Annotated in this window: 21 protein-coding genes, 3 tRNA genes and 4 pseudogenes; 13 read left to right on the top strand and 15 right to left on the bottom strand. The window is 52.6% G+C overall.

The annotated features are described in order from the left end of the window. Window positions 1-279: 279 nt before the first annotated feature. Window positions 280-1,374, bottom strand: coding sequence for a bifunctional diaminohydroxyphosphoribosylaminopyrimidine deaminase/5-amino-6-(5-phosphoribosylamino)uracil reductase RibD (gene ribD / locus CKV66_RS00430; RefSeq protein WP_085364159.1), 1,095 nt, complete (start codon window positions 1,372-1,374; stop codon window positions 280-282). Between the two features lie 45 nt (window positions 1,375-1,419). After that, window positions 1,420-1,986 carry a cytochrome C gene (locus tag CKV66_RS00425; protein ID WP_085364158.1) on the bottom strand — a complete coding sequence of 189 codons (567 nt, stop codon included), beginning with the start codon at window positions 1,984-1,986 and terminating at the stop codon, window positions 1,420-1,422. Between the two features lie 481 nt (window positions 1,987-2,467). Here CKV66_RS00425 and CKV66_RS00420 point away from each other — a divergent pair, with 481 nt between their 5' ends. The 7 genes and pseudogenes from CKV66_RS00420 to CKV66_RS12405 all read left to right on the top strand — a co-directional run bounded on the left by CKV66_RS00420 (window position 2,468) and on the right by CKV66_RS12405 (window position 5,172). Then, complete coding sequence (locus CKV66_RS00420) at window positions 2,468-2,686, top strand: hypothetical protein (RefSeq protein ID WP_085364157.1); 219 nt, start codon at window positions 2,468-2,470, stop codon at window positions 2,684-2,686. Window positions 2,687-3,116: 430 nt separating this feature from the next. After that, window positions 3,117-3,335, top strand: a complete 219-nt coding sequence (locus tag CKV66_RS00410) for a hypothetical protein (RefSeq protein ID WP_085364155.1) — start codon at window positions 3,117-3,119, stop codon at window positions 3,333-3,335. A 175-nt stretch (window positions 3,336-3,510) separates the two neighbouring features. Then, a complete protein-coding gene (locus CKV66_RS00405; RefSeq protein WP_143773814.1) occupies window positions 3,511-3,903 on the top strand; it encodes a hypothetical protein in 393 nt (130 codons plus the stop codon). Window positions 3,904-4,147: 244 nt separating this feature from the next. Further along, a pseudogene (locus CKV66_RS00400) lies at window positions 4,148-4,448 on the top strand (HlyD family secretion protein); the annotation flags it as partial. Window positions 4,449-4,488: 40 nt separating this feature from the next. Continuing rightward, complete coding sequence (locus CKV66_RS00395) at window positions 4,489-4,698, top strand: hypothetical protein (protein ID WP_085364153.1); 210 nt, start codon at window positions 4,489-4,491, stop codon at window positions 4,696-4,698. A 74-nt stretch (window positions 4,699-4,772) separates the two neighbouring features. Next, window positions 4,773-5,003, top strand: a pseudogene (locus CKV66_RS00390) (cysteine peptidase family C39 domain-containing protein); the annotation flags it as partial. Continuing rightward, a pseudogene (locus tag CKV66_RS12405) lies at window positions 5,003-5,172 on the top strand (lipoprotein signal peptidase). The pseudogenes CKV66_RS00390 and CKV66_RS12405, both read left to right, overlap by 1 nt. A gap of 353 nt (window positions 5,173-5,525) precedes the next feature. On the opposite strand, the gene nrdR reads toward CKV66_RS12405, so the two are convergent. The 10 genes from nrdR to pdxA form a co-directional block, all read right to left on the bottom strand. Further along, window positions 5,526-5,984 carry a transcriptional regulator NrdR gene (gene nrdR / locus CKV66_RS00385; protein WP_085364152.1) on the bottom strand — a complete coding sequence of 153 codons (459 nt, stop codon included), beginning with the start codon at window positions 5,982-5,984 and terminating at the stop codon, window positions 5,526-5,528. 257 nt (window positions 5,985-6,241) lie between these two features. Next, window positions 6,242-6,317 (bottom strand) — tRNA-His (locus CKV66_RS00380). A gap of 13 nt (window positions 6,318-6,330) precedes the next feature. After that, window positions 6,331-6,407, bottom strand: a tRNA-Arg gene (locus CKV66_RS00375). Window positions 6,408-6,458: 51 nt separating this feature from the next. Then, window positions 6,459-6,536, bottom strand: a tRNA-Pro gene (locus CKV66_RS00370). 122 nt (window positions 6,537-6,658) lie between these two features. Continuing rightward, window positions 6,659-7,051, bottom strand: coding sequence for a ribosome silencing factor (gene rsfS / locus CKV66_RS00365; protein WP_085364151.1), 393 nt, complete (start codon window positions 7,049-7,051; stop codon window positions 6,659-6,661). A 77-nt stretch (window positions 7,052-7,128) separates the two neighbouring features. After that, window positions 7,129-7,740 (bottom strand): nicotinate-nucleotide adenylyltransferase, encoded by a 612-nt coding sequence (nadD, locus tag CKV66_RS00360; RefSeq protein WP_085364150.1) that lies wholly within the window; start codon window positions 7,738-7,740, stop codon window positions 7,129-7,131. A gap of 22 nt (window positions 7,741-7,762) precedes the next feature. Continuing rightward, window positions 7,763-8,341: a beta-class carbonic anhydrase gene (locus tag CKV66_RS00355; protein ID WP_085364149.1), complete on the bottom strand. Its 579-nt coding sequence runs from the start codon at window positions 8,339-8,341 to the stop codon at window positions 7,763-7,765. A 118-nt stretch (window positions 8,342-8,459) separates the two neighbouring features. Further along, a complete protein-coding gene (locus tag CKV66_RS00350) occupies window positions 8,460-8,759 on the bottom strand; it encodes a DUF6968 family protein (RefSeq protein ID WP_085364189.1) in 300 nt (99 codons plus the stop codon). 91 nt (window positions 8,760-8,850) lie between these two features. Continuing rightward, a complete protein-coding gene (locus tag CKV66_RS00345; protein ID WP_085364148.1) occupies window positions 8,851-9,099 on the bottom strand; it encodes a VIT1/CCC1 transporter family protein in 249 nt (82 codons plus the stop codon). Between the two features lie 20 nt (window positions 9,100-9,119). Beyond that, entirely contained in the window at window positions 9,120-10,130 is a 1,011-nt protein-coding gene (pdxA, locus tag CKV66_RS00340; protein ID WP_085364147.1) for a 4-hydroxythreonine-4-phosphate dehydrogenase PdxA, read from the bottom strand. A gap of 128 nt (window positions 10,131-10,258) precedes the next feature. Between pdxA and CKV66_RS12265 the strand changes: the two are divergent. Next, window positions 10,259-10,404: pseudogene (locus CKV66_RS12265) on the top strand (lipoprotein signal peptidase). A gap of 28 nt (window positions 10,405-10,432) precedes the next feature. Here the strand turns inward: CKV66_RS12265 and CKV66_RS00330 are convergent. Both CKV66_RS00330 and CKV66_RS00325 read right to left on the bottom strand, forming a co-directional pair. After that, the gene (locus CKV66_RS00330; protein ID WP_085364146.1) at window positions 10,433-10,672 is read right to left on the bottom strand and encodes a TM2 domain-containing protein; all 240 of its coding nucleotides are present in this window, start codon (window positions 10,670-10,672) and stop codon (window positions 10,433-10,435) included. Window positions 10,673-10,910: 238 nt separating this feature from the next. Next, window positions 10,911-11,795, bottom strand: a complete 885-nt coding sequence (locus tag CKV66_RS00325; RefSeq protein WP_085364145.1) for an NUDIX hydrolase — start codon at window positions 11,793-11,795, stop codon at window positions 10,911-10,913. A 306-nt stretch (window positions 11,796-12,101) separates the two neighbouring features. Here CKV66_RS00325 and parC point away from each other — a divergent pair, with 306 nt between their 5' ends. The 5 genes from parC (at window position 12,102) to CKV66_RS00300 (ending at window position 20,031) form a co-directional block, all read left to right on the top strand. Then, entirely contained in the window at window positions 12,102-14,411 is a 2,310-nt protein-coding gene (gene parC / locus CKV66_RS00320) for a DNA topoisomerase IV subunit A (protein ID WP_085364144.1), read from the top strand. 142 nt (window positions 14,412-14,553) lie between these two features. Then, window positions 14,554-16,149 carry a two-component system sensor histidine kinase NtrB gene (locus CKV66_RS00315; RefSeq protein WP_085364143.1) on the top strand — a complete coding sequence of 532 codons (1,596 nt, stop codon included), beginning with the start codon at window positions 14,554-14,556 and terminating at the stop codon, window positions 16,147-16,149. After that, on the top strand, window positions 16,136-17,821 hold the full coding sequence (locus CKV66_RS00310; RefSeq protein WP_085364142.1) for a sigma-54-dependent transcriptional regulator: 1,686 nt from the start codon (window positions 16,136-16,138) through the stop codon (window positions 17,819-17,821). Before CKV66_RS00315 ends, CKV66_RS00310 begins: the two co-directional genes overlap by 14 nt. Window positions 17,822-17,905: 84 nt before the next feature. Next, window positions 17,906-18,664, top strand: a complete 759-nt coding sequence (locus CKV66_RS00305) for a class I SAM-dependent methyltransferase (RefSeq protein ID WP_085364141.1) — start codon at window positions 17,906-17,908, stop codon at window positions 18,662-18,664. Between the two features lie 95 nt (window positions 18,665-18,759). Continuing rightward, window positions 18,760-20,031 carry a tetratricopeptide repeat protein gene (locus CKV66_RS00300; RefSeq protein WP_085364140.1) on the top strand — a complete coding sequence of 424 codons (1,272 nt, stop codon included), beginning with the start codon at window positions 18,760-18,762 and terminating at the stop codon, window positions 20,029-20,031. A gap of 202 nt (window positions 20,032-20,233) precedes the next feature. Here CKV66_RS00300 and ffh read toward each other — a convergent pair whose 3' ends face one another. Further along, entirely contained in the window at window positions 20,234-21,604 is a 1,371-nt protein-coding gene (gene ffh, locus CKV66_RS00295) for a signal recognition particle protein (protein WP_085364139.1), read from the bottom strand. Window positions 21,605-21,662 lie beyond the last annotated feature (58 nt).

Raw genomic sequence — 21,662 nt, 5'->3', positions numbered from 1 at the left:
ATACGGATGCCGCCATAAAGAATGCTAAGAAAGCAGATAAAAATAATCTCCCGTGCATAAGAAATGTGCCGGGAGAAACGGGATTCAATAAATGCTTGAATAAAATAGTAATAAGATTACTTGGTAATATACGGAGAATAGTGTGGGCGTATCCCGATTTTATCTTCGGAAGCAGATTAAAAAAGCATAGCTACATATTCCGTTTACAAAAATTTTCATCTCAAATATAAGTTTATAGACTAATCGGCTTATATTTTAAATTATTTACAATAAGATAAGTTATATTTTCAAAACCATTTTCATGTCGCTGCCGATGATTTCGGATGAAATGATTTTCCAGCGGCTTGCGTGGTGTAAAACCTGCTCGTTTTCTTTCAAGTCAAATAAACTCCGCGCCTGATTTCCGAGTATTTTTGGGGCTTGATACAAAACGATTTCGTCCACCAAATCTGCTTCTAAGAAAGCGCCTGCCAGTGTAGCACCGGCTTCCACCATCACTTCTCCATAGCCTTGCCCGGCCAATAAAGCCAACAAATGATGCAGATCGATGCGGCCATTGTTTTCAGACGGCCTCAAGATTTGCACATGTGTGTGGTTTGTGTATTTTTGTAATAAAGTTTCATTGTTGGATAAGGTGGCAATCAAAGTCGGGCTGCCGCTGTCTTGAATCAGCTTGCTGTCGAGCGGTGTTTGCAGACGGCTGTCGAGTATCACGCGGGCAGGTTGGCGCAGGGTGGGGAAGCGGCGCACGTTGAGTTGCGGATTGTCGGCGCGTACCGTGCCGACGCCTGTAATCACGGCACAACTTTCTGCGCGGAGTATCTGCACGTCGGCACGGGCTTCTTCGCCGGTGATCCATTGGCTTTGGCCGTCTGAAAGTGCGGTTTTACTATCAAGGCTGGCGGCACATTTCAAGCGTACAAACGGGCGGCCGCGTTCGATACGAGAAAGAAAACCGCGGTTCAGTTCGCGTGCTTCTTGTTCGAGCAGACCGCTTTGCGTGCGGATGCCTGCCGCTTCCAGCATGGCCAAGCCTTTGCCTGCAACCAGAGGGTTGGGGTCGGTCATGGCAGCAACCACGCGCGATACGCCCGATTCGATCAATGCTTTGGCGCAAGGCGGTGTGCGGCCGTAGTGGCTGCACGGTTCGAGCGTTACATAAGCTGTTGCCCCTTGTGCCATCGCGCCGGCTTGCCGCAAAGCATGTACTTCGGCGTGCGGCTCTCCGACACGAACGTGGAAGCCTTGTCCGACAATTTGGCTGCCGTGAGCAATCACGCAGCCCACGCGCGGATTGGGTGATGTTGAAAAACGCCCTTGCCATGCGAGGGCGAGGGCGTTTTGCATCATGTGTATATCGTTTGCGTCAAACATTTTTCAGACGGCCTTAAGCGTTAAACGTCCGCAAGATACGACGGTTTATTTAACCAAATTCACTTCTTTCAATACGGCAGCCAAAGATTCCGCAGAAGCGGTGGGGCTGCTGGCGCAGACGTTGTAGAGATTGGTTTCGTAAATCGAAATGCAGCTCTCGCGCAGCAGATTGCCTTGGTTGTCGTTTTGGGCAAAGCGGTAATTCATGCGGGTGTCGGTGGCGGCGCCGACTTGCACTTCGGTCAAACCTTGGGTGGATTCCAATGCAGTTTTCAGGTTGGAGAAATAGCTTTTGGCATCGGTTTTGGGTGTGCCGAGATTCACAACGTATAACGTGATATCACTGTTGTTGTCGCGTTGGAGCAGCGTCAGCTCTTCCGCCGTAATACCTTCGGGGAGTGCATTGGGGTCTTGCGAAGCATCTTCAAAGCTGCTGCCTTGAATCACAACGCTTACTTTGCCGTCTTTGCCGGTGAGGGTTTGTAATTGTTTTTCGACGGCAGGGGCGGAAGCAGTTGCAGAGGAAGCAGGAACTGAAGTTTCAACTTGTTGGCTGCATGCGGCCAAGCCGATGGAGGTGATGGCAGCCAAAGTAAAAACAGATAATTTCATTGGTCAAATTCCGTATGTGTTAGCAAAAAATGATTCTAAGTATATCAAATTTTTAAGCCGTTGGCGGACAAGCCGGTAGGGTATCTTGCAAATATAGTTGAAATATTGGTTATTGTTGAAATATTGTTGCCACGGCAAAAGATATCCTGCCATTCCTTTATTTTATCGATTCCACTTTATCCGTTTCATCCGCCATAGTTTATGGTTTTCGAACTTGCAAAGATGCCGTCTGAAAGCAGGGTTTATTATCAAAGGCAAAACAATGAAGTTTTTATTTGGTTTACTTTTATCATGATAGGTCAGGAAATAATGGCGATGATCAATCAGGAAGTAACTATGGAGGATAAGCAGCTTATTTTATGAATGAAATAGCTCCGTCTTATTTTCCAGCATTTTCAGACGGCCTTGATTCTAAGGCCGTCTGAAAACAGGCTGATAAACAAGTTGGGTTGGAGCGGGGTAATATTATGAAAGGATGTCTATGCAAATCAATTTAAACAATATGCTCAAGCACTGGAAGTTGCTTTTGGTTTTAATCATTGTTTTTCAACCCTTAAGCGGCTTGGTATTTTATTGGTTTGATATTCAGGATATTTCTGTCGATAAGGGCATAGTATTAGGTAGAGCGGGTTTGTCGAGTGCCGTCGGCGCATTGATTGCAAATATTGTGTTTTTCGTTATTTTGAAATGCAAAAAGTAAACTTGAAACGGGATAAATGCTGCCGACTATAGTCAATCAACTTAAAAATAGTACACTCGTCATACTCGGGCTTGACCCGAGTATCTTGAATTTCGGCAAGTTTGGGTGATACTCGGGTCAAGCCCGAGTATGACGGTTGTGTTATTAAAATTAAGTGAATTAACTGTGTATGGAGAAATCAGGCATGAAAGGATATTGCCGTGCAATTAAACATTAAAAATCTATATAAACATTGGAAGGTATTATTGTTTATCGGCATCGGCATCGGCATGCCTTGTCTGTTTGATTTGCTGTATTGGTTGACCGGATTTGACGGCATACCTGTAAGTAAGCATTTTTCTTTAAGCAGAAACGGCATAAGCGGTTTTCTGTCGGTATTACTGTATTACCTGTATGTTTATTTAAAAAAGAACCATAAAGAAAGGCGGGTATGTTGATGCAGAAATTGATGAAGTTGGCGGGACAGCTCTGCTTGGCGGCTGCGGTATTTTTTGCCCTTGCTATTCCGCTGAAATTTCTTTTGAAAATATATATTTATTCATGGTTTGATATACCGCCTGATTCGGATATAGGCGTTGGCGGAATTCACTTTTTTTCCGCAATCGTGGCGTTCAACTGGGTTTTCGGCAATAAAAATAAAACAAAATAATTGCTGTAAGCGTAAGGGAATTTTGTTTTTCAGACGGCCTGAGTATGAAGGCCGTCTGAAAAAGGCAGACCTAATTTATAAAACGGCTAGGGTTGATTAGGAGAAGTCTTGCTGATGCTTCAGACAGTATTTGAACGGTTTCAAAAACGGTATGGGAAATACGGAAAGGAAATAGGTGGAAAATATGGATAAGAAGTGGTTGTATCTCGTAAGAGCCGTTTATATTTCGATTGGGGTATATCTTGCCGTATCGGTTATTGTTTTTCATGATACGGAGGCTCTCGGCTTGTTGCTGCTCGGCGGGCTGCTTGCTTGGGTGGATATACATTGTTTCGAGAAAGCGGTTTTTTCAAAGATTATGGTCGGCAGCAGGCTGGAAAAAGCTTTTTTGATAGTGAAATATCTGCTTGTATTCTTATTGTTGTCGCTTTTAACAGCCATGATTGCGGTGGAAGAAGTGAGAAATGAAACTTCGGCCGGTGTTTTGGCGGTTATTGCGGCTGCAATCGTCATGCTGCTTGTATATGTGTTTGTCGATTTCCGCAAGCGGAGGAATTATAGGCATTGATTGGAATGCGGACGGTTGTTTCGGTTTGGGTGTAAATAGCAAGAGTTGCCGTTTGGTTATTTTCAGACGGCCTCAAAACAAAGGCCGCCTGAAAATAATGTGTATCGGAAAGTACTATTATTTAAGATTTTATTTAAGGTGTGCGTAAAGAGTATGTTTGGTCGAACGTGGGGAATGCGGCGGTATGGGTGATTCTTTTTTCCGCCCCGAAGTTTTAGTGGAGAAGAAGCAGCGTTGGACCGGCAAAGTGGTGTTGCGCTATCAGGCTTTCCCTTATCAGAAGTTCGGCCATGCCGAGAGCAGAATCGTTTCGGCGAATACGGCAGTTGGCGGGTTTGGGCTTGATTTTTTCCAATCCGGCATTGGTAAACGAGACTGCTTATTGGGTGAAGGTAAAGCCGGCCAAGCAAACGGTTAAGGCATACGGGGAAGAAAAGCCGCTGCAAATCGGCATGGTGTTGGAGGCAGATATTCTGCACGAGCGTAAAAAGCTTTACGAGTGGGTGCTTGAGCCGCTGTACAGTATCTGGGGTAAGCGGCATTAAAGTATTTGGGATATTCGCGACAGGAAAGAAGAGGCGGTAAATGAATAACTGGCGGCAATTTTTTTTATTTGTTTTCCTTATGTTTATCTTGATGCGCTTGCAATATTACATTGCCGACCGTTTTTTATCTGATTGGTTCGCGGCGCATTCCATTGATGCCATCTGGGTGGAAAGCTTTGTTTTTTCATGGTCGATGGGGCTGGCTTATCATATGGTAAAGCGCACGGCGAAATGGAAATGGCTGGCGTAGTAACCGTATCGAAGCGATGAGGCCATCTGAACATTTCAGACGGTATTTTTAGGTATATTTCAAGGCGGGGTGTTATGGATTATTTAAACCGTTTGTCTTTCGGTTTCAATAAAAGGCTGCCGGTGGTGCTGCAAACCGAGGTGGCTGAATGAAGGTTGGCATATTTGGCAGCTGTTTTGGGTTATCACGGCTGCCAAACCGATTTGAGAACGCTGCGGCAGAAGTATTCGTTGTCGCTCAAAGGGGCAAACCTTGCCCATATTGTGCGCTTTGCCCATGATTTGAACCTGACATCCCGAGACCTTTGCAAAACCCCCATCTGCGGCGCATTTCTGCGTTGTGCGCTGCTCGCTCGTTTGGCTATCTTATGATATGTCTGCACCCGCTGTGCTGCTACGCCTTGAACTGCATCCACATCTGAGGGGTTTGCAAAGGTCTCATCCCGTGCTTTACGTTTGGACATGGATGAATTAAGCCGCTTGAAGCTGCCGGCCGTTTGGACATAAACAATGAAAAAGCAATAAATGAAAATTTGAAAGAGCTTAAAATTACCAAAATTATGGTGGCTCATAGAAAAGAAACAATTAAATCGGCAGATAGAATCTTGAATATGACGCCAACTAAGCCGGCCGGGGATTTATCGGCGATTCCACATTAGCCGTATTTCCAAAAGTAGGATTTCTGTGGTCAATAAAGTGAATTTTATTGCGGAATACAAAGGAAACGATTGTATAAACTTCATAAAGTGCTGGAGTCAATCTAATCTCGTACTACTTGCCTTGTCTGTGGTTTTTTCTTTATTTCATAATTTCATATCAAAAATAAAGTTACTTACCTTCTTTCGGAAGCGTGGCGATGGCTTGTGTGAACTCGGATACGTCGTTGAAGCTTTTATAAACAGAGGCAAAGCGCACATAGGCTACTTGGTCGATTTTAGCCAGCTCTTCCATGGCCATTTCGCCGACGAGTTGGGACGACACTTCTTTGTGCCCGAGGCTGTATAAGCGTTGTTCGATTAATGCAACGGTATCGTCGATGGTTTCGGCGTCAATCGGGCGTTTGTGCAGGGCGCGTTCTAGGCTGGTGCGCAGTTTGTGGGGATTGAATGGTACGCGCGCGCCTGTGCTTTTGATGATTTGCGGCATCCGCATCTCTACGGTTTCAAATGTACCGAAACGCTGCCCGCATGAAGGGCAACGGCGGCGGCGGCGGATGCTGTTGGTTTCTTCCAAAAGCCGCGAGTCGGTCACTTGGGTGTTAGGGTGATGGCAGAAAGGGCATTTCATCGAAAATAAGGGTGTATTGTGAAGGTCCTGAATTGTTTATTGTAGCGTAAATAAGTGGATGCTGGGCAGAAAACAGAAGCTGATGGGAGTGATTGCGAATGTGCTTGTGATTTTGGTTGCGCATTTTCCTGTTGAGGTTTGGGGGTGAATGTTTTGTGCTAATGTTTGAGGTAGATTCCGTTAGTGGAAATATAGATATTGGTAATGAAAAGGCAATGAAAAACCCGTGTATGGTTTCATACACGGGTTTCGGTGTTTGGGGTGGCTGATGGGGCTCGAACCCACGACAACCGGAATCACAATCCGGGGCTCTACCAACTGAGCTACAGCCACCGCAATAAAAACTTGGCACGCCCGACAGGAATCGAACCTGTAACCGCCCGCTTAGAAGGCGGGTGCTCTATCCGGTTGAGCTACGGGCGCGTTGCGGTTTCGCGCCTGAATATATCGGGCTACTCGCAGGAAACTGAAAACTGGTCGGGGCGGTGGGATTCGAACTCACGACCCCCTGTTCCCAAAACAGGTGCGCTAACCAGACTGCGCTACGCCCCGACGAGAAAGCCGAACTATACCGACAGTCTGTTTATCCGTCAAGCCTCTGTGTGAGGGAAATTGGGCGTATGTGTCTATCTAATTCATTTCTTTTGGAAAAGAAATCGGGTGGGGTGTTGCGGTTAGTTGTCTGCTGCGTGCCACGGTTTTTGTGCGCCGGCGTGGAATGAGGGTTTTTCGCCGCCCCATAGGGTGTCGATGTCGTAGAAGTCGCGTACGGCGGGCAGCATAACGTGTACGACTAAGTCGCCGGCATCTACCAGCGCCCATTCTCCGCTGTCTTGGCCTTCGCTGCCGATGATTTCGAAGCCGGCTTCTTTTAAGTCGACGGCGACGTTGTTGGCGAGTGCTTTGACTTGGCGGTTGCTGTCGCCGCTGGCGATGATCATGCGGGCAAACAGTGAGGTTTTTTCTTGGGTTTCGAGGACGACGATGTCTTTGCCTTTGATGTCTTCTAGGGCATTGACGGCGATGTCGACCATTTTTTGCAGGTCTTGCAGTTCTTGTTCGTTCATAGGTTTTCCTGTTTTAAGGTGTTTCAGACGGCCTGTGGCGGTTGTCTGATTGTTATGGGGTCGATAAAGGGGCAAGGTTAACGGTAAAGGTGGTTTCGGGCAATGTAATTTTCGACGCGGGGGTCGATGAGGCCGCTGACCGGTTCGCCGTTGCGGATGCGGCGGCGGATTTCGGTGGAGCTGATGTTGTACATGGGGGTTTGCAGCAGGTGCAGGCTGCCGTTTTGCAGGGCGCTGCCTATCCAGCCGTGCAGTTCGCGCGGGGCTTGGGCGATGTTGTCGCCTTCACGGGCGGCGACGGCGATGTGGGTTTGGTTGACGAGGGTTTGCCATTTTTTCCAAGTGTGGAGCTGGAGCAGGCTGTCGCTGCCGAGCAGCCACCAGAGTTGTGCGGATGGAAATTGCTGGCGGAAAATCTGTACGGTATCGAAGGTGTAGGTGGCGCCTTCTCTGATGATGTCGCAGTCGCTGGCGGCAAAGCGCGGGTCGTCGCTGATGGCCAGTTCGGTCATGGCGAGGCGGTGTCGGGCGTCGGTGCGGGTTTGTTCTTCTTTTTTGTGGTAGGGGTTGCCTGCGGGGAGGAAGACGACCATGTCGAGCGCTAGTTCATCGGCGAAGGCGCGGGCGATGTGGATGTGTCCGTTGTGGATAGGGTCGAAGGTGCCGCCGAAAAGTCCTATTTTTTTCATGTGTTTGAGGCCGTCTGAAAGGTTAGGGTTTGATGGGGCATTCGTTTTTGCCGTTGACGACGACGGTCAGTTTGCCGGTGGTGGGGTGGATAACCATGCCGTGCACGGCGACGTTTTCGGGCATGAGGGGGTGGCGACGGATGATGCCGACGGTGTGGCGTACGCTCTCTTCTACGTTGTCGAAGCCGGTAAGCCAGTTGTCGAGGTCGATGCCGGCGTTGCGCAGGGTGGTGATGCGGTCGTCGGGAATGCCTTGGTCGTGGGCGCTTTTTAGGAATTTCTCGGGGCTGAGGCCGCGCATGCCGCAGTCGTGGTGGGCGATGACCATGATTTCTTTGACTTTTAGTTCGAATACGGCAACGAGCAGGCTGCGCATGACGGAACCCCACGGGTGGGTAACGAGTGCGCCGGCGTTTTTAATGAGCTTGGCGTCGCCGTTTTTTAGACCCATGGCGCGGGGGAGTAGCTCGACCATGCGGGCGTCCATGCACGATAGGATGGCGAGTTGGCGTTCGGGGAATTTGTTGGTGAAAAATCGGGCGTATTCGCCTGATTCTACAAAATTTTCGTTGAAGCTCAGTATGTTGTCTAATTCGCTCATGTCTGCTTTGGTTTTTGGGTTTGTTTGGCGTTCATTATAACGGTTTCGTGCGGCGAAGTGGGAACAGGCCGTCTGAAAGCTTATTAACGCTGTTTCAGACGGCCTGTGGGTAATGTGCTTAGTATTCTTCGGTAAAACCGGGGAATTTTTGCCCGTCTAATAGTAGTTCGAGGTCGGCGCCGATGAGGGCTCCGTCGATCACTTTCCAGATCAACTGCAAAACCTGTACGCTGTCGTAGCCGTGGATTTGGAAGTTGATGTCTTTTCCTGCGCCGACGATGCGGTAGGGGCAGATCCATTCTTCTTCGTGTAATTGCTCGGGTTTGCCGATGAAAATATCGACTTTTTCTCCCGGTCGGCCTACTACTTCGAATGAGCGGCGGGCGATGGCGGTGTCTGAAGTCAGTTTGTGTGTCATGGTGTTTTGTCCGGCAAAGGGGCGGAATGCGGTGAGGCCGTCTGAAAGCAAACTTGGCGGGTTTTGCTTTCAGACGGCCTGCGGTGTTGATTTAGTCTTCGGAATCTTCGTATTTGCGTTCGGTTTCGTGAACGTGGTCGAAGTCGGTTAGCGCGTCGTTGACGGTTTGTTCGATCGGGTTGATGCCAGACTGCTCGCGTACGACGGCTTTTTCGCGTTCGCTTAAGGGCGGGTTGACGGCGAGGGCGTCTTCTTCGCGCTTGCGTTCGGCTTCTTCAAAGCTTTCGTAGGGTTGGGGTTTGATTTTGCTGAAGTCGATGTCGTTGTTGTGTTGTGACATGTGTGCCTCCTTTTGTGTGGTTATGTAGTCGCTTGAATGGATTGGGTTTTTGACCTGTTGATATGGTGCGCCATTTCGAGGGCGGTGTCCACGGCGGCGAGCAGGCTGCCGGATGCGGCTTTGCCTGTACCGGCCAGATCGAGGGCGGTGCCGTGGTCGACCGAGGTGCGGATGAAGGGCAGCCCTAAGGTGATGTTGACGCCTTCTCCGAAGCCTGCGTATTTCAATACGGGCAGCCCTTGGTCGTGATACATGGCGAGCACGGCGTCGGCGTCTTTCAGGATAAAGGGTTGGAACAGGGTGTCGGCGGGGAAGGGGCCGCGCACATTCAGCCCTTGCTGTTGCAGTGTTTCGAGCGCGGGGATGATGGTGTCGATTTCTTCGCGGCCGAGATGCCCGCCTTCGCCTGCGTGGGGGTTCAGCCCGGCAACGAGGATGCGGGGCGAGGGCAGGCCGAATTTGGTTTGCAGGTCGCGGTGCAGGATAGGTAATACGGACTCAAGCAGCGGCCGGGTAATTTGGGCGGCAACGTCTTTCAGCGGCAGGTGGGTGGTGGCAAGGGCAACACGCAGCCCGCCGCCGGCCAGCATCATGACAACTTGCGGGGTATGGCTTTTTTCGGCGAGGTATTCGGTGTGGCCGCTGAAGGGTACGCCGGCATCGTTGATCACGCCTTTGTGCAGCGGTGCGGTAACCATGCCTGCAAATGTGCCGTCGCAGATGCCGTTGTAGGCGGTGTCGAGCAGTTCGAGCACATAGGCGGCATTGGCGGTGTTCAGACGGCCTGTTTCGCACGGGGCGCGCAGGGGGATGTGCCAAACATCGAGCGTGCCGCGTTCGGGCGGAACGCCTGTTTGGTAGTCGCGCAGGTTGATGTGTTTTCCGAGCTGCCGGGCGCGTTGCTGCAACAGGTGTTTGTCGCCCAGTATGACGCAGTGGCAGCGGGTGTCTGCTTCGGCTAAGTCCAAACAGATGTCGGGGCCGATGCCTGCGGGTTCGCCGCTGGTTACGGCCAATACGGGAAGGGTCATGGAAGTGCTCCGCTGGTGTTGCTGCTGAAAAAATGGGCAGCAGCCGGTAGTGATGGAGGGTTGCCCGAGGTGCGGGCGGGCTGTTATTAGAGCGTGTTCTGTACGGCGGATCAATAAGGCTGAGACCTTTGCAAAACCCGCATCTGCGGCGCATTTCTGCGTTGTGCGCTGCTCGCTCGTTTGCCTATCGTGTGATATGTCTGCACTCGCTGCGCTGCTACGCCTTGAACTGCATCCACATCTGCAGGTTTTGCAAAGGTCTCAGGCCGTCTGAAAAATGTTTTTCAGACGGCCTCTTGCCTTTATACGACGATAGCGCCTAAGGAATCGGTGGGTTTGAATGCGGCCAGCACGCCTTCGATGATGCCGAGGACGGTGGGGATGAATGTCCAGCTGAGCAGGAAATAGATGATGCCCATCCACACGCGGCCGGCGCAGAATTTGTGGACGCCGAAGGTGCCGAAAAGCAAGGCCATGGCGACATACAGGGCTTTGTTGCAGGTGTGCGGATAAGATGCGGCGTAGGATACGGGTGCGTTCATTGAGTTTTCCTTTTTATCTTTATCGCCAATAAACTTTATTTCTATTCCGACGTTACTGCCTTGAGTCGGGAAAATCATTTTACTGGCTGTATTGTTGTTGGTAACGGCGTTTAAATGGTGCGAATTGGCTTAAGTTAAAGATGTATTTGGTAAAAACAGGCAAACGTGAGGCCGTCTGAAAAATGTTTTCAGACGGCCTCGCCTTTTTATATTAAGTAGGAACGGTAAACGGTGAAACTCAAGCGCTGCGGGTTTCGGCCAGCCATTTCGTCAGGCCGTGGTTTTCGTCCAGCAAACCGTAGCGCGAAAACGCATCGAGCGTGGCGAGCATGGCGTCGTTCATCATCAGACCGTCGCACATGGCGGCGGTGAGGTCGGCGGGGTTCATCAATTTGAACTCGGCCACTTCGCCGTCTTGGTTTTCGGGGCGGGTTTCAGACGGCAGGATTACGTCGAAAATGTGCAGCAGTTCGTTGTGCAGTCCGCGCGACACGGGGCGGACGCTCAAACGGCGGTTTTGGCAGACGAGGTTTTGCAGCAGCGCGGCATCCAGCCCGGCTTCTTCGCCGCCCTCGCGCATCATGGCTTGGCGCACGCTCTCGCCGCTGGCAATGCCGCCGCCGACGAGGTTGTCGAGCTTGTTGGGGTCAACTGCTTTATACGGGCTGCGGCGGCCTATCCAAAACATCCATTCGCTTTCGTGCAGGGTTAAACCGTTGATGTGTACGGCGTGGCTCATCAGCCCCAACGGTCTAAACGCCGCCCGCTCCAGCGCAAACAGCGGCTTGCCTTCTGCATCTTCGACATCGAATTTTTCATTGCGCCAGCCGCCGAGCACGCCGAGCTGGTGCCAGCTTTGGGTCATGTGTTGCAGGCTGTCGCCCATCGTCAGCCAGTTGTCGGCATAAAGATGAAAACCGTCGGGCTTGGTTTCGCTGCGTTCCGGCCAATCCTGCTGTACGCGCTGAAGCCAAGCGCCGTTCAGACGGCCCAGCTTCACGCCGTTCAACCACAAAGGCTGCCATGTGTCGGCGTGCGGGTTGAAATGGGTTTGCAGGCGGGATAGCAAACGGTCGTGTTCGGTTTCGCTCAGGCGGCGGGTAAATTGGGGACGGGTAATCATAGCGTTTTCCGTGGCAGACGATGGGCGGATTATATCAGGACAAGCGCGTAAAAAACTTTGACCTTACTGTGTGCAAAGCCCGTATTTCCGCAACAAACGAAAGATGCGGTGCGGTGCTTGGTGCCGGAGCCAAACAGTTAGCCATGCCCTGAATCAATATGGCTTACGCATTTTTTGACTGCGTGTCCGGCCATAGGTTTCATGCGCTTCGGGTGGCACATGAGGCCGTCTGAAATGCCGTGCGGGCGGATGAATCCAAATTGCTTTACAATACAGGCTTTTTCAATTCAGCATTTTCCGCTTGTGATGAACGAACAAACCCCACAGCCCGCCGTCGGCGACGATTATCTGCTGCTCGGCCAATACGCCGAACGCGCCTATCTCGAATACGCCATGAGCGTGGTCAAAGGCCGCGCCCTGCCCGAAGTTTCAGACGGCCAAAAGCCCGTGCAGCGGCGGATTCTCTACGCCATGCGCGACATGGGGCTGACGCACGGTGCCAAGCCGGTGAAATCCGCCCGCGTGGTGGGGGAGATTCTCGGTAAATACCATCCGCACGGCGATGCTTCGGCCTACGATGCCATGGTGCGCATGGCGCAAGACTTTACCCTGCGCTATCCCCTAATCGACGGCATCGGCAACTTCGGCTCGCGCGACGGCGACGGCGCGGCGGCGATGCGTTACACCGAAGCGCGGCTCACACCGATTGCCGAGCTGCTGCTTTCCGAAATCAATATGGGCACGGTGGATTTCGTGCCGAACTACGACGGCGCGTTTGAAGAGCCGGTGCATCTGCCCGCCCGCCTGCCGATGGTGCTGCTCAACGGCGCATCGGGCATTGCCGTCGGTTTGGCTACCGAAATCCCGTCGCACAACCTGACCGAAGTTACCCAAGCGGCCATCGCCCTCTTGAAAAAACCGTCGCTGGAAACCGCCGACCTGATGCAGTACATTCCCGCGCCCGATTTTGCCGGCGGCGGGCAAATCATCACTTCCGCCGCCGATTTGCAGCAGATTTACGAAACCGGCAAAGGCAGCGTGCGCGTGCGTGCGCGTTACGAAATCGAAAAACTGGCGCGCGGGCAATGGCGCATCATCGTAACTGAGCTGCCGCCCAACACCAGCGCGCAGAAAATCCTTGCCGAAATCGAAGAGCAGACCAATCCCAAGCCCAAGTCCGGCAAGAAAAACCTCACGCAAGACCAGCAAAACACCAAAGCGCTGATGTTGTCGCTGTTGGAAAAAGTGCGCGACGAAAGCGACGGCGAATCGCCCGTGCGTTTGGTGTTCGAGCCGAAATCCAGCCGTATCGAACCTGAAAACTTCATCAACACGCTGATGGCGCAAACCGGTTTGGAAGGCAATGTGCCGATGAACTTGGTGATGATGGGCTTGGACAACCGCCCCGCGCAGAAAAACCTCAAAACCATTTTGCAGGAATGGCTGGATTTCCGCGTGATTACCGTTACACGCCGTCTGAAATTCCGCCTCGCCCAAGTGGAAAAACGCATCCATATCCTCGACGGACGCATGATCGCTTTTCTGCATATCGACGAAGTGATTAAAGTTATCCGCGAATCCGACGAACCCAAACCCGACCTGATGGCGGCGTTCGGCCTCACCGAAATCCAAGCCGAAGACATTCTCGAAATCCGCCTGCGCCAGCTTGCCCGCTTGGAAGGTTTCAAGCTCGAAAAAGAATTGAACGAACTGCGTGAAGAAGAAGGCCGTCTGAAAATCCTGCTGGGCGACGAAAACGAAAAACGCAAACTCATCATCAAAGAAATGCAGGCCGACATGAAGCAGTTCGGCGACGAGCGCCGCACTTTGGTCGAAGAAGCGAGCCGCGCCACCCTCACGCAAACCACCGCCGACGAGCCGGTTACATTGATATTGTCGAACAAAGGCTGGATACGCAGCCGCGCCGGCCACAACGTCGATTTAAGCCAAACCACTTTCAAAGAAGGCGACGGGCTGAAACAGGTGATCGAAGGCCGCACCGTGTGGCCGGTGGTGGTGCTCGATTCGCACGGCCGCACCTACACGCTCGATGCGGCGGAAATCCCCGGCGGCCGCGGCGACGGCGTTCCCGTGGCTTCGCTGATCGAACTGCAAAACGGCGCCGAAGTCGTTGCCATGATGACCGGCCTGCCCGAACAGCATTATTTATTGAGCAACAGCGGCGGCTACGGCTTTATCGCCAAACTCGGCGATATGGTCAGCCGCATCAAAGCCGGCAAAGTCGTGATGACGCTCAAAGCCGGAGAGCGAACCCTGCCGCCGGTGAGCATCTATGCCGTGTCGCTCATCAACCCCGAGTGCAAAGTGCTGCTGGCTACCGACGAACCGCGCCTGCTGGCGTTTACCATCGGCGAATTGGAAGTAATGGCCAAAGGTCGCGGCCTGCAGTTAATCGGCCTTTCAGACGGCGTCAAGCTCGAATATGTCGCCGTTACTTCATCGCCCGAATTTATCGTAGAAAGCATCGGCAAACGCGGTGCGGCACATAAAGAGCGCCTGCGGATTCAAGATATAAACAACAAACGTGGCAGAAAAGGCAAAGTTTTAGAGATTTCAGGCCGTCTGAAAAGATTATCCGGCGCAGATTCGGTATAATTACATAAGATGTAAATATACTAAGGCAACTATATTGCATGGGAGTACCGCCTGCCGGGGCTGGCGGTAAGCGATTCAAGTTGCCGGCATAACAACACAAACCCACCCGCCCAAAACAAAAATATCCAAGGCCCGACATTACATGAGTGTAAACAGATTATTCGTTAAGCAGGATTGGGAAACACTCAACGAACGCATACCCGGCTTAATCAATATTGCCCGGATTGCCATCGTCCTTTCCCTCTTGGTTTTTCACTTATTCAGCTTTTCCACCGGTGGCGAAACCGCCAAAAGCATGTTTCCCACCGTTGAGTTTTACAGCTGGATAACCGTGTACGGCCTCCTGATTCTGCTGACGATTTTCAAACCCGACTGGCAGCTCCAAACGCTTGAACTGCCCAACGCCAGCGCCGTGGTCGACATTACCATGGTGATGGTGCTCACCTATATCACAGGCGGCATAGAATCCGGTTTCGGCATTCTGGTGCTCCCTTTTATCGCGACCTCCTGCCTGCTCAGTCATGGCCGCTATCCCATGCTGTATGCAGGTTATGCGATGATGCTGATTGTTTTGAACATGTTTTTCGCAGGGCAGGTGCAGTTCCGCCCGCTGGAATGGGACGGCCGCATTGTCGTATCCGGCGCACTGCTGTCCGGCGCGTGTTTTCTGGTGGCGGCGTTAACCGCTTTTTCCGCCACTTATTTGCAAGCCGCTACCGAATCCGCCACCAAACACCAATTGGCCTACCGCCGCGTGAGCGGCCTCAACCGCGTGGTACTCAACCGCGTGCAGGAAGCCGTGATCGTTATCGACGCCGGCCAGCGCGTTTGGCTGTTTAACCGCCAAGCCAAAACCTATTTCCCCGGCTTGGAAGTGGACAAGCAGGAAACCGTGTTCGGCGAATTGGTGGCACGCTGGCAATACCAGCCCGATAAAAACTTTGAAACCGACATCCATATTTTCCAGCACTCCATGCATGTGCGTGCCGTGCCGGTGATTCAGGAAAAAACCGAGCTGCTGATGCTGTTTGTGCGCTCGTTGCGCGAAGTGGCAGCGGAAGCGTTGGCCACCAAGCTGGCTTCTTTAGGCCAGCTTACCGCCAATCTGGCACATGAAATCCGCAACCCCATGTCGGCCATCCGCCATGCCAGCGATTTGCTGCAAGACGAAGACGGCAACGACCCCACCAAAGCCAAGCTGCACAACATCATCGACACCAACATCCAGCGTATCGACAAAATGCTGGAAGACGTTTCCCTGATCAACAAGCGCGACAGCCTGCGCCGCGAGCCGGTCAACCTGATGAAGTTCTGGCTCGAATTCAAACAGGAATTTACGCTGAACAACCCCGATTCCGTCAGCTGTATCCGCATGAACATGGACGGCAGCAACCTGAGCGTGTTGGTCGATCCTATGCACTTGCAGCAAATCATGTGGAACCTGTGTAACAACGCTTGGCGGCACAGCCGTCAAGACCACCATGCCATTACCGTATTGATGAAATCGAGCGGGCGCATGCACATTTCCATTGTGGTTGCCGACAACGGCATCGGCGTCCCCCCCGACGTGCGCAACCATTTGTTTGAGCCTTTCTATACCACCGAAAAACAGGGTACGGGCTTGGGTCTGTATGTTGCCCGCGAATTGGCGCACGCCAATATGGGGCAGCTGCATTACCACCCTGAAATGAACGGCTTCGAACTGATTTTACCGAGAGAAAGCGATGAGCAACCATAACCTGCAAGATCCCGTATTGGTCGTGGACGACGAGGCCGACATCCGCGACTTGATGGAAATGACCCTGATGAAGATGGGTTTGCGCGTTCAGACGGCCGTGGGTGTAGAAGATGCCAAAGACAAGCTCGACAACGAAGACTATTCGCTGGTGTTGACCGACATGCGCATGCCCGACGGTTCGGGTTTGGAAGTGGTGCAATACATCAATGAATTGGCGTTGGACACTCCGGTGGCAGTGATTACCGCTTTCGGCAATGCCGATCAGGCCGTAGAAGCTTTGCGGGCGGGTGCGTTTGATTACCTGCAAAAACCGATTACCTTGTCGCAACTGCGCTCTTTGGTAAAGTCTGCCGTTAAAGTCAGCGAGCCGCTCGAAGGCGTTCGTGCGCCCGTGCAAGCCGAGCCTGAACAGCCCGAACCGGCGCGTCAGGTTCCGCCGCCAAAGCCGGAGGTGATCAATCCGGTTTTATCTGTGCCGCAACGCATGTCGCCGGCACCGCGCCAACCTTATTCTCCGCCAAAAAGAAGCGGCTCCGCATTAACCCGTTCGGCCGGCGTGCCGGAAGGTTTGCGTTCATTGAAAGAACGCTTTTCCAGCGGCGAATTAACCGCAAGGATTTTGCCGGATTCGGGTAAAGATTTGGGCGGAGAGTCCGACATGCCGCGCCTGCTCGGTATGTCGCCGCAAATGATTGAAGTGCGCCATTTGATCCGCCGTTTGGCCAAAAGCGTCGTGCCGGTTTACATTGCAGGCGAATCGGGTACGGGTAAAGAGCAGGCGGCGCGCACCATACACGAACTGTCCGACCGTGCAGACAAGCCTTTTATCGCCGTCAACTGCGGCGCGATTCCCGAAAACCTGATGGAAAGCGAATTTTTCGGTTATAAAAAAGGCAGCTTTACCGGTGCCGACAGCGACCGCTTGGGCTTCTTCCAACATGCCGACGGCGGCACGCTGTTTCTCGACGAAGTGGCCGACCTGCCGCTGGCGATGCAGGTAAAACTGCTGCGTGCCATCCAAGAAAAAGCCGTGCGCCGCATCGGTGATGCCCGCGAAACCTATGTGGACGTGCGCATCATTTGCGCCACGCATAAAAATCTCGAGCATTTGGTGGACGCGGGATCGTTCCGACAAGACTTATATTACCGCTTGAACGTGGTGTCGCTGAGCATGCCGCCGTTGCGCGAAATGCGCGAAGACTTGGGCGGACTCATCATGCACTTGCTGCATAAACACTGCACGGGCAACGAGAATTACAAACTCAGCCCCAAAGCCCAAGAAGCATTGCTGCATTACAGCTATCCGGGCAACTTCCGTGAGTTGGAAAACATTTTGGAGCGTGCCGTCGCCCTGACGGTAGGGCAGGTGATCCAGTTGGACGACCTGCAAATCCACACCGGCACCACCCCGCAATTTCAGGCAGGCAAACTTGAGCAGCAGCATCTTCACGATACGGAAGACGAAGTTTCAGACGGCCTGCAACTGAGCGGCGGCTTGCCCGATTTTGTGCCCGGCAAAATGCAGATACAGGATTATCTCGACCAAATCGAGCGCGAAATCATCGAGCAGGCTTTGAAGCAGACGCGCTACAACCGCACGCAGGCCGCCAAGCTTTTGGGTATCAGCTTCCGTTCGATGCGCTACCGTATGGAACGCTTGGATATCCACTGATTTTTTCAGACGGCCTGAGCGTTTTCCATCTGATTGTTAAAGTAATGATTTTCCGCACCTCCAAGCCACAGGCCGTCTGAAACCATGATCTACGTTTATCTCAGCGAAACCGCCACCGACACCGCCCGCGAATTAATCAGCCGTTTTCATCTGCTCGTATGCGGCCGACTTCCCGACCAAGGCGAATATCTGCTGGCCGATTCAGACGGCCTCTCTTTATGCCGTGCCGGAGAAAAAGGTAAGGTTCGCGTTGATTTCGCAGGCGGCGCGGCACAATACCGCCGAACCAAAGGCGGGGGCGAACTGATCGGCAAGGCGGTCAACCACACCGCGCACCCCATCGTTTGGGACGGCACGGGCGGTTTGGGGCGCGATGCTTTCGTGCTGGCGTCGCTCGGTTTGCAAGTGAATGTGTTTGAGCAAAATCCCGCCGTTGCCTGCCTGCTTTCAGATGGCCTTCTGCGTGCTTTGCAGTCTGCCGACGAAGAAGTGGCCCTAACCGCCGCCCGCATTACCCTGCATGTCGGCGATACTTGCGCCTTGCTGCCCCGTTTGGCCAACGAACGAGGCCGCCCCGATGTGGTTTACCTCGACCCGATGTATCCCGAAAGCCGCAAATCGGCGGCGGTGAAAAAAGAAATGGCTTATTTTCACGGCTTGGTGGGCGAAGCGCAAAACGAAGCCGAGCTGCTCGACGCCGCCCGCCGCGTTGCCAAAAAGCGCGTGGTCGTCAAACGCCCGCGTTTGGGAGAGTTTCTAAACGGCGAAAAGCCCGCCTACCAATACACGGGCAAAAGCACGCGTTTCGATGTCTATCTGCCTTTCGAACCCGTGACCGACTAAGATTATCCCGAAAGCACGGTTTCAGACGGCCTCATCTACTCAAGCGCAGCAGATACTTAAGTTTATAAAAAAAATCAATCAATTAAAATACGGATATGAACAAACGCTTACCACCTAAACTACAAAAAGTCCAACAACAGCTCAACCACATTTCCGCCTCTTTCTTACAATACATGGCCGCCGGCGATTACCGCAGCGCGCTGACCGAAGCCCTGAAAGCACACAAGCTGATTCCGCAGTCGGTGGCGCCGTTGAGCGATGCGGCCACTGCGGCGGTAAAAGGCGGTTTTTGGCAGGAAGGCATCACTTATGCCCAAAAAGCCCTGCAACGCGACCCGAACCATATCAATTCATTAGACGCGCTGGCTCATGCCTACGGCAGCCTGCAAGACTGGGAAAACTGCCGCACCTACGGTTTGCAGGCACTCACCCTCCGCCACCGCAGTATCACCGCGCGGCCTGCCTTGCCTGATGTGGCGGTTAAGCCAAACGGTAAAAAAATTATTGCCTTTTCATTGTTCGGCAGCAGCCCCGAATATATCGAACCTGCCGTGATGAATACCGAGCTGGCCGGGCAGATTTATCCCGGCTGGGTGTGCCGTTTCTATATCGACGGCAGCGTACCGGCCGATGCCGTGCAACGTTTGCAGGCAAACGGCGCGGAAATCGTGCGGGTAGATGCGGCGGCAGAGCAGTGGCCGGGTACGATGTGGCGGTTTCTTGCCATGGATGACCCCGAAGCGTCGCGCATTATTTTCCGGGATGCGGATTCGGTGATTTCGCAGCGGGAAGCGCGCGCCGTTGCCGAGTGGGAGGCGGGCGGAAAGCTGTTTCACACCCTGCGCGATGCCGGTACGCATACCGAATTGATGATGGCGGGCTTATGGGGCGCCGTCGCAGGCAGCGTGCCGGAAATGCGCGCAAAAATAGAAGCTTATGTGAGCAAACCTTTGGAATCGCGCCATTTTGCCGACCAATTTTTCCTGCGCGAACAGGTATGGCCGTATGCCTGCCAAAGCTTGTCGGCGCACGACCGGATTTTCGGTTTTGCCGATGCACGGCCGTTTCCCGATACCGAAGCCTTTGACTACGAACATTTTCATGTGGGCTGCAATGAAGGCAACAGCCATTTTCAGGCGGCCTTTGACCTGCCCGACGGCAGCCGCGTCTGCTGGCGTTTGTTCAGCCGCATTTCGCCCTTGCTCAACCGCGATTATTCGCACAACCTGCTGCCCCAAGAGCGGCTGGTGTGCGCTTATGAAACCACCGTTCAAAACGGCAAAATCAGCGGCATGATCCCGCGGCGTTATTCAAAAGGCTTTTCAGACGGCCTGTCTAAGATTACGGTGGCGGCTGTGGATGCCTGATCTTGAGGTTGTGAGTGAGGCCGTCTGAAAAATCAGCTGAAACCCGCACAAGTCTTAATTAAGACCAAAGCGGTTCGGCCATAAACAAAAAGCACTTTCTCAACAGCGATAACGATGTATCCAAGTTGAGAAAGTGCTGTTTCTTTTCAGACGGCCTTACTGACTGAGAAGTGGAGGCCGTCTGAAAAACAAGTTGAACAGCTTACAAGCCGGGGAACATGCCTTTCATTCCCTTCATGCCTTTGGCCATGCGCATCAGCTTGGCCATGCCTTTGCCGCTGAACATCTTCATCATCTGTTGCGATTGTTCAAACTGCTTGAGCATTTTGTTCACTTCCTGCACCGAAGTGCCGGAGCCTTCGGCAATGCGACGCTTGCGGCTGGCTTTAATCAACGCAGGGTTGGCGCGTTCTTTCGGCGTCATCGAATTAATGATGGCTTCCACATGCCCCATCGCTTTTTCCGCCGTACCTTCGGGAATTTGTTTGGAAAGCTGGCCAAGCTCACCCGGCATTTTAGACATCAGGCTTTCCAAACCGCCCATGTTGCGCATTTGTTGGATTTGCTCTTTAAAGTCGTTGAGGTCGAAGCCTTTGCCTTTGTGGAGCTTTTTCGCCATTTTGGCGGCGGCTTCTTCGTCGATACCTTTTTGAACGTCTTCAATCAGGCTCAATACGTCGCCCATGCCCAAGATGCGGCTGGCGATACGGTCGGGATAGAAAGGCTCGAGGCCATTGATTTTTTCGCCGACACCGATAAATTTAATCGGTTTACCGGTAACTTGACGCACCGATAAAGCTGCACCGCCGCGCGAATCACCGTCCATTTTGGTCAGAATCACACCGGTGAGTGGCAGTGCTTCGTTAAAGGCTTGGGCGGTATTCACGGCATCTTGGCCGAGCATGGCATCAATCACGAACAGAGTTTCAACGGGATTAACCGCAGCATGAAGCGCTTTAATCTCGTTCATCATCTCTTCGTCAATCGCCAAGCGGCCCGCGGTATCGACCATCAGCACATCGTAAAAATGGCGCTTGGCGTGATCAATAGCGGCTTTGGCAATGTCCACAGGCTGTTGGCCGGCATCGGAAGGGAAGAAATCCACGCCCACTTGTTCGGCCAGTAATTTCAGCTGCTCGATGGCGGCAGGGCGGTACACGTCGGCAGAAACCACGAGGATTTTCTTTTTGTGGTCGTTTTTGAGCAGGCGCGCCAATTTACCCACGGTGGTGGTTTTACCCGCACCCTGCAAACCGGCCATCAACACCACGGCGGGCGGTGCGCTGGCGAGGTTTAAGGTGCTGTTTTCTTTGCCCATCAGTTCGATTAGGGCTTCGTTGACGACGCCGATAAAGGCTTGGTCGGGCGTGAGGCTGCCGGTGATTTTTTGTCCGAGCGCTTTTTCTTTCACGCTATTGATGAATTCTTTAACCACGGGAAGTGCTACGTCGGCTTCCAACAAAGCCAAACGCACTTCGCGCAGAGCTTCTTTGATGTTGTCTTCAGTCAGTTTGGACTGGCCGCGGATGTTTTTCAACACATTACTGAAGCGGCTGGTTAAGTTGTCTAACATACTTGTCCTTGAACATTCATTGATAATGAGAATAGCTGCCCGAATCGGACGTTATTTG

This window comes from Neisseria zoodegmatis (assembly GCF_900187305.1).
Lineage (GTDB): Bacteria > Pseudomonadota > Gammaproteobacteria > Burkholderiales > Neisseriaceae > Neisseria > Neisseria zoodegmatis.
This window is presented reverse-complemented; position numbering and strand designations above follow the sequence as displayed.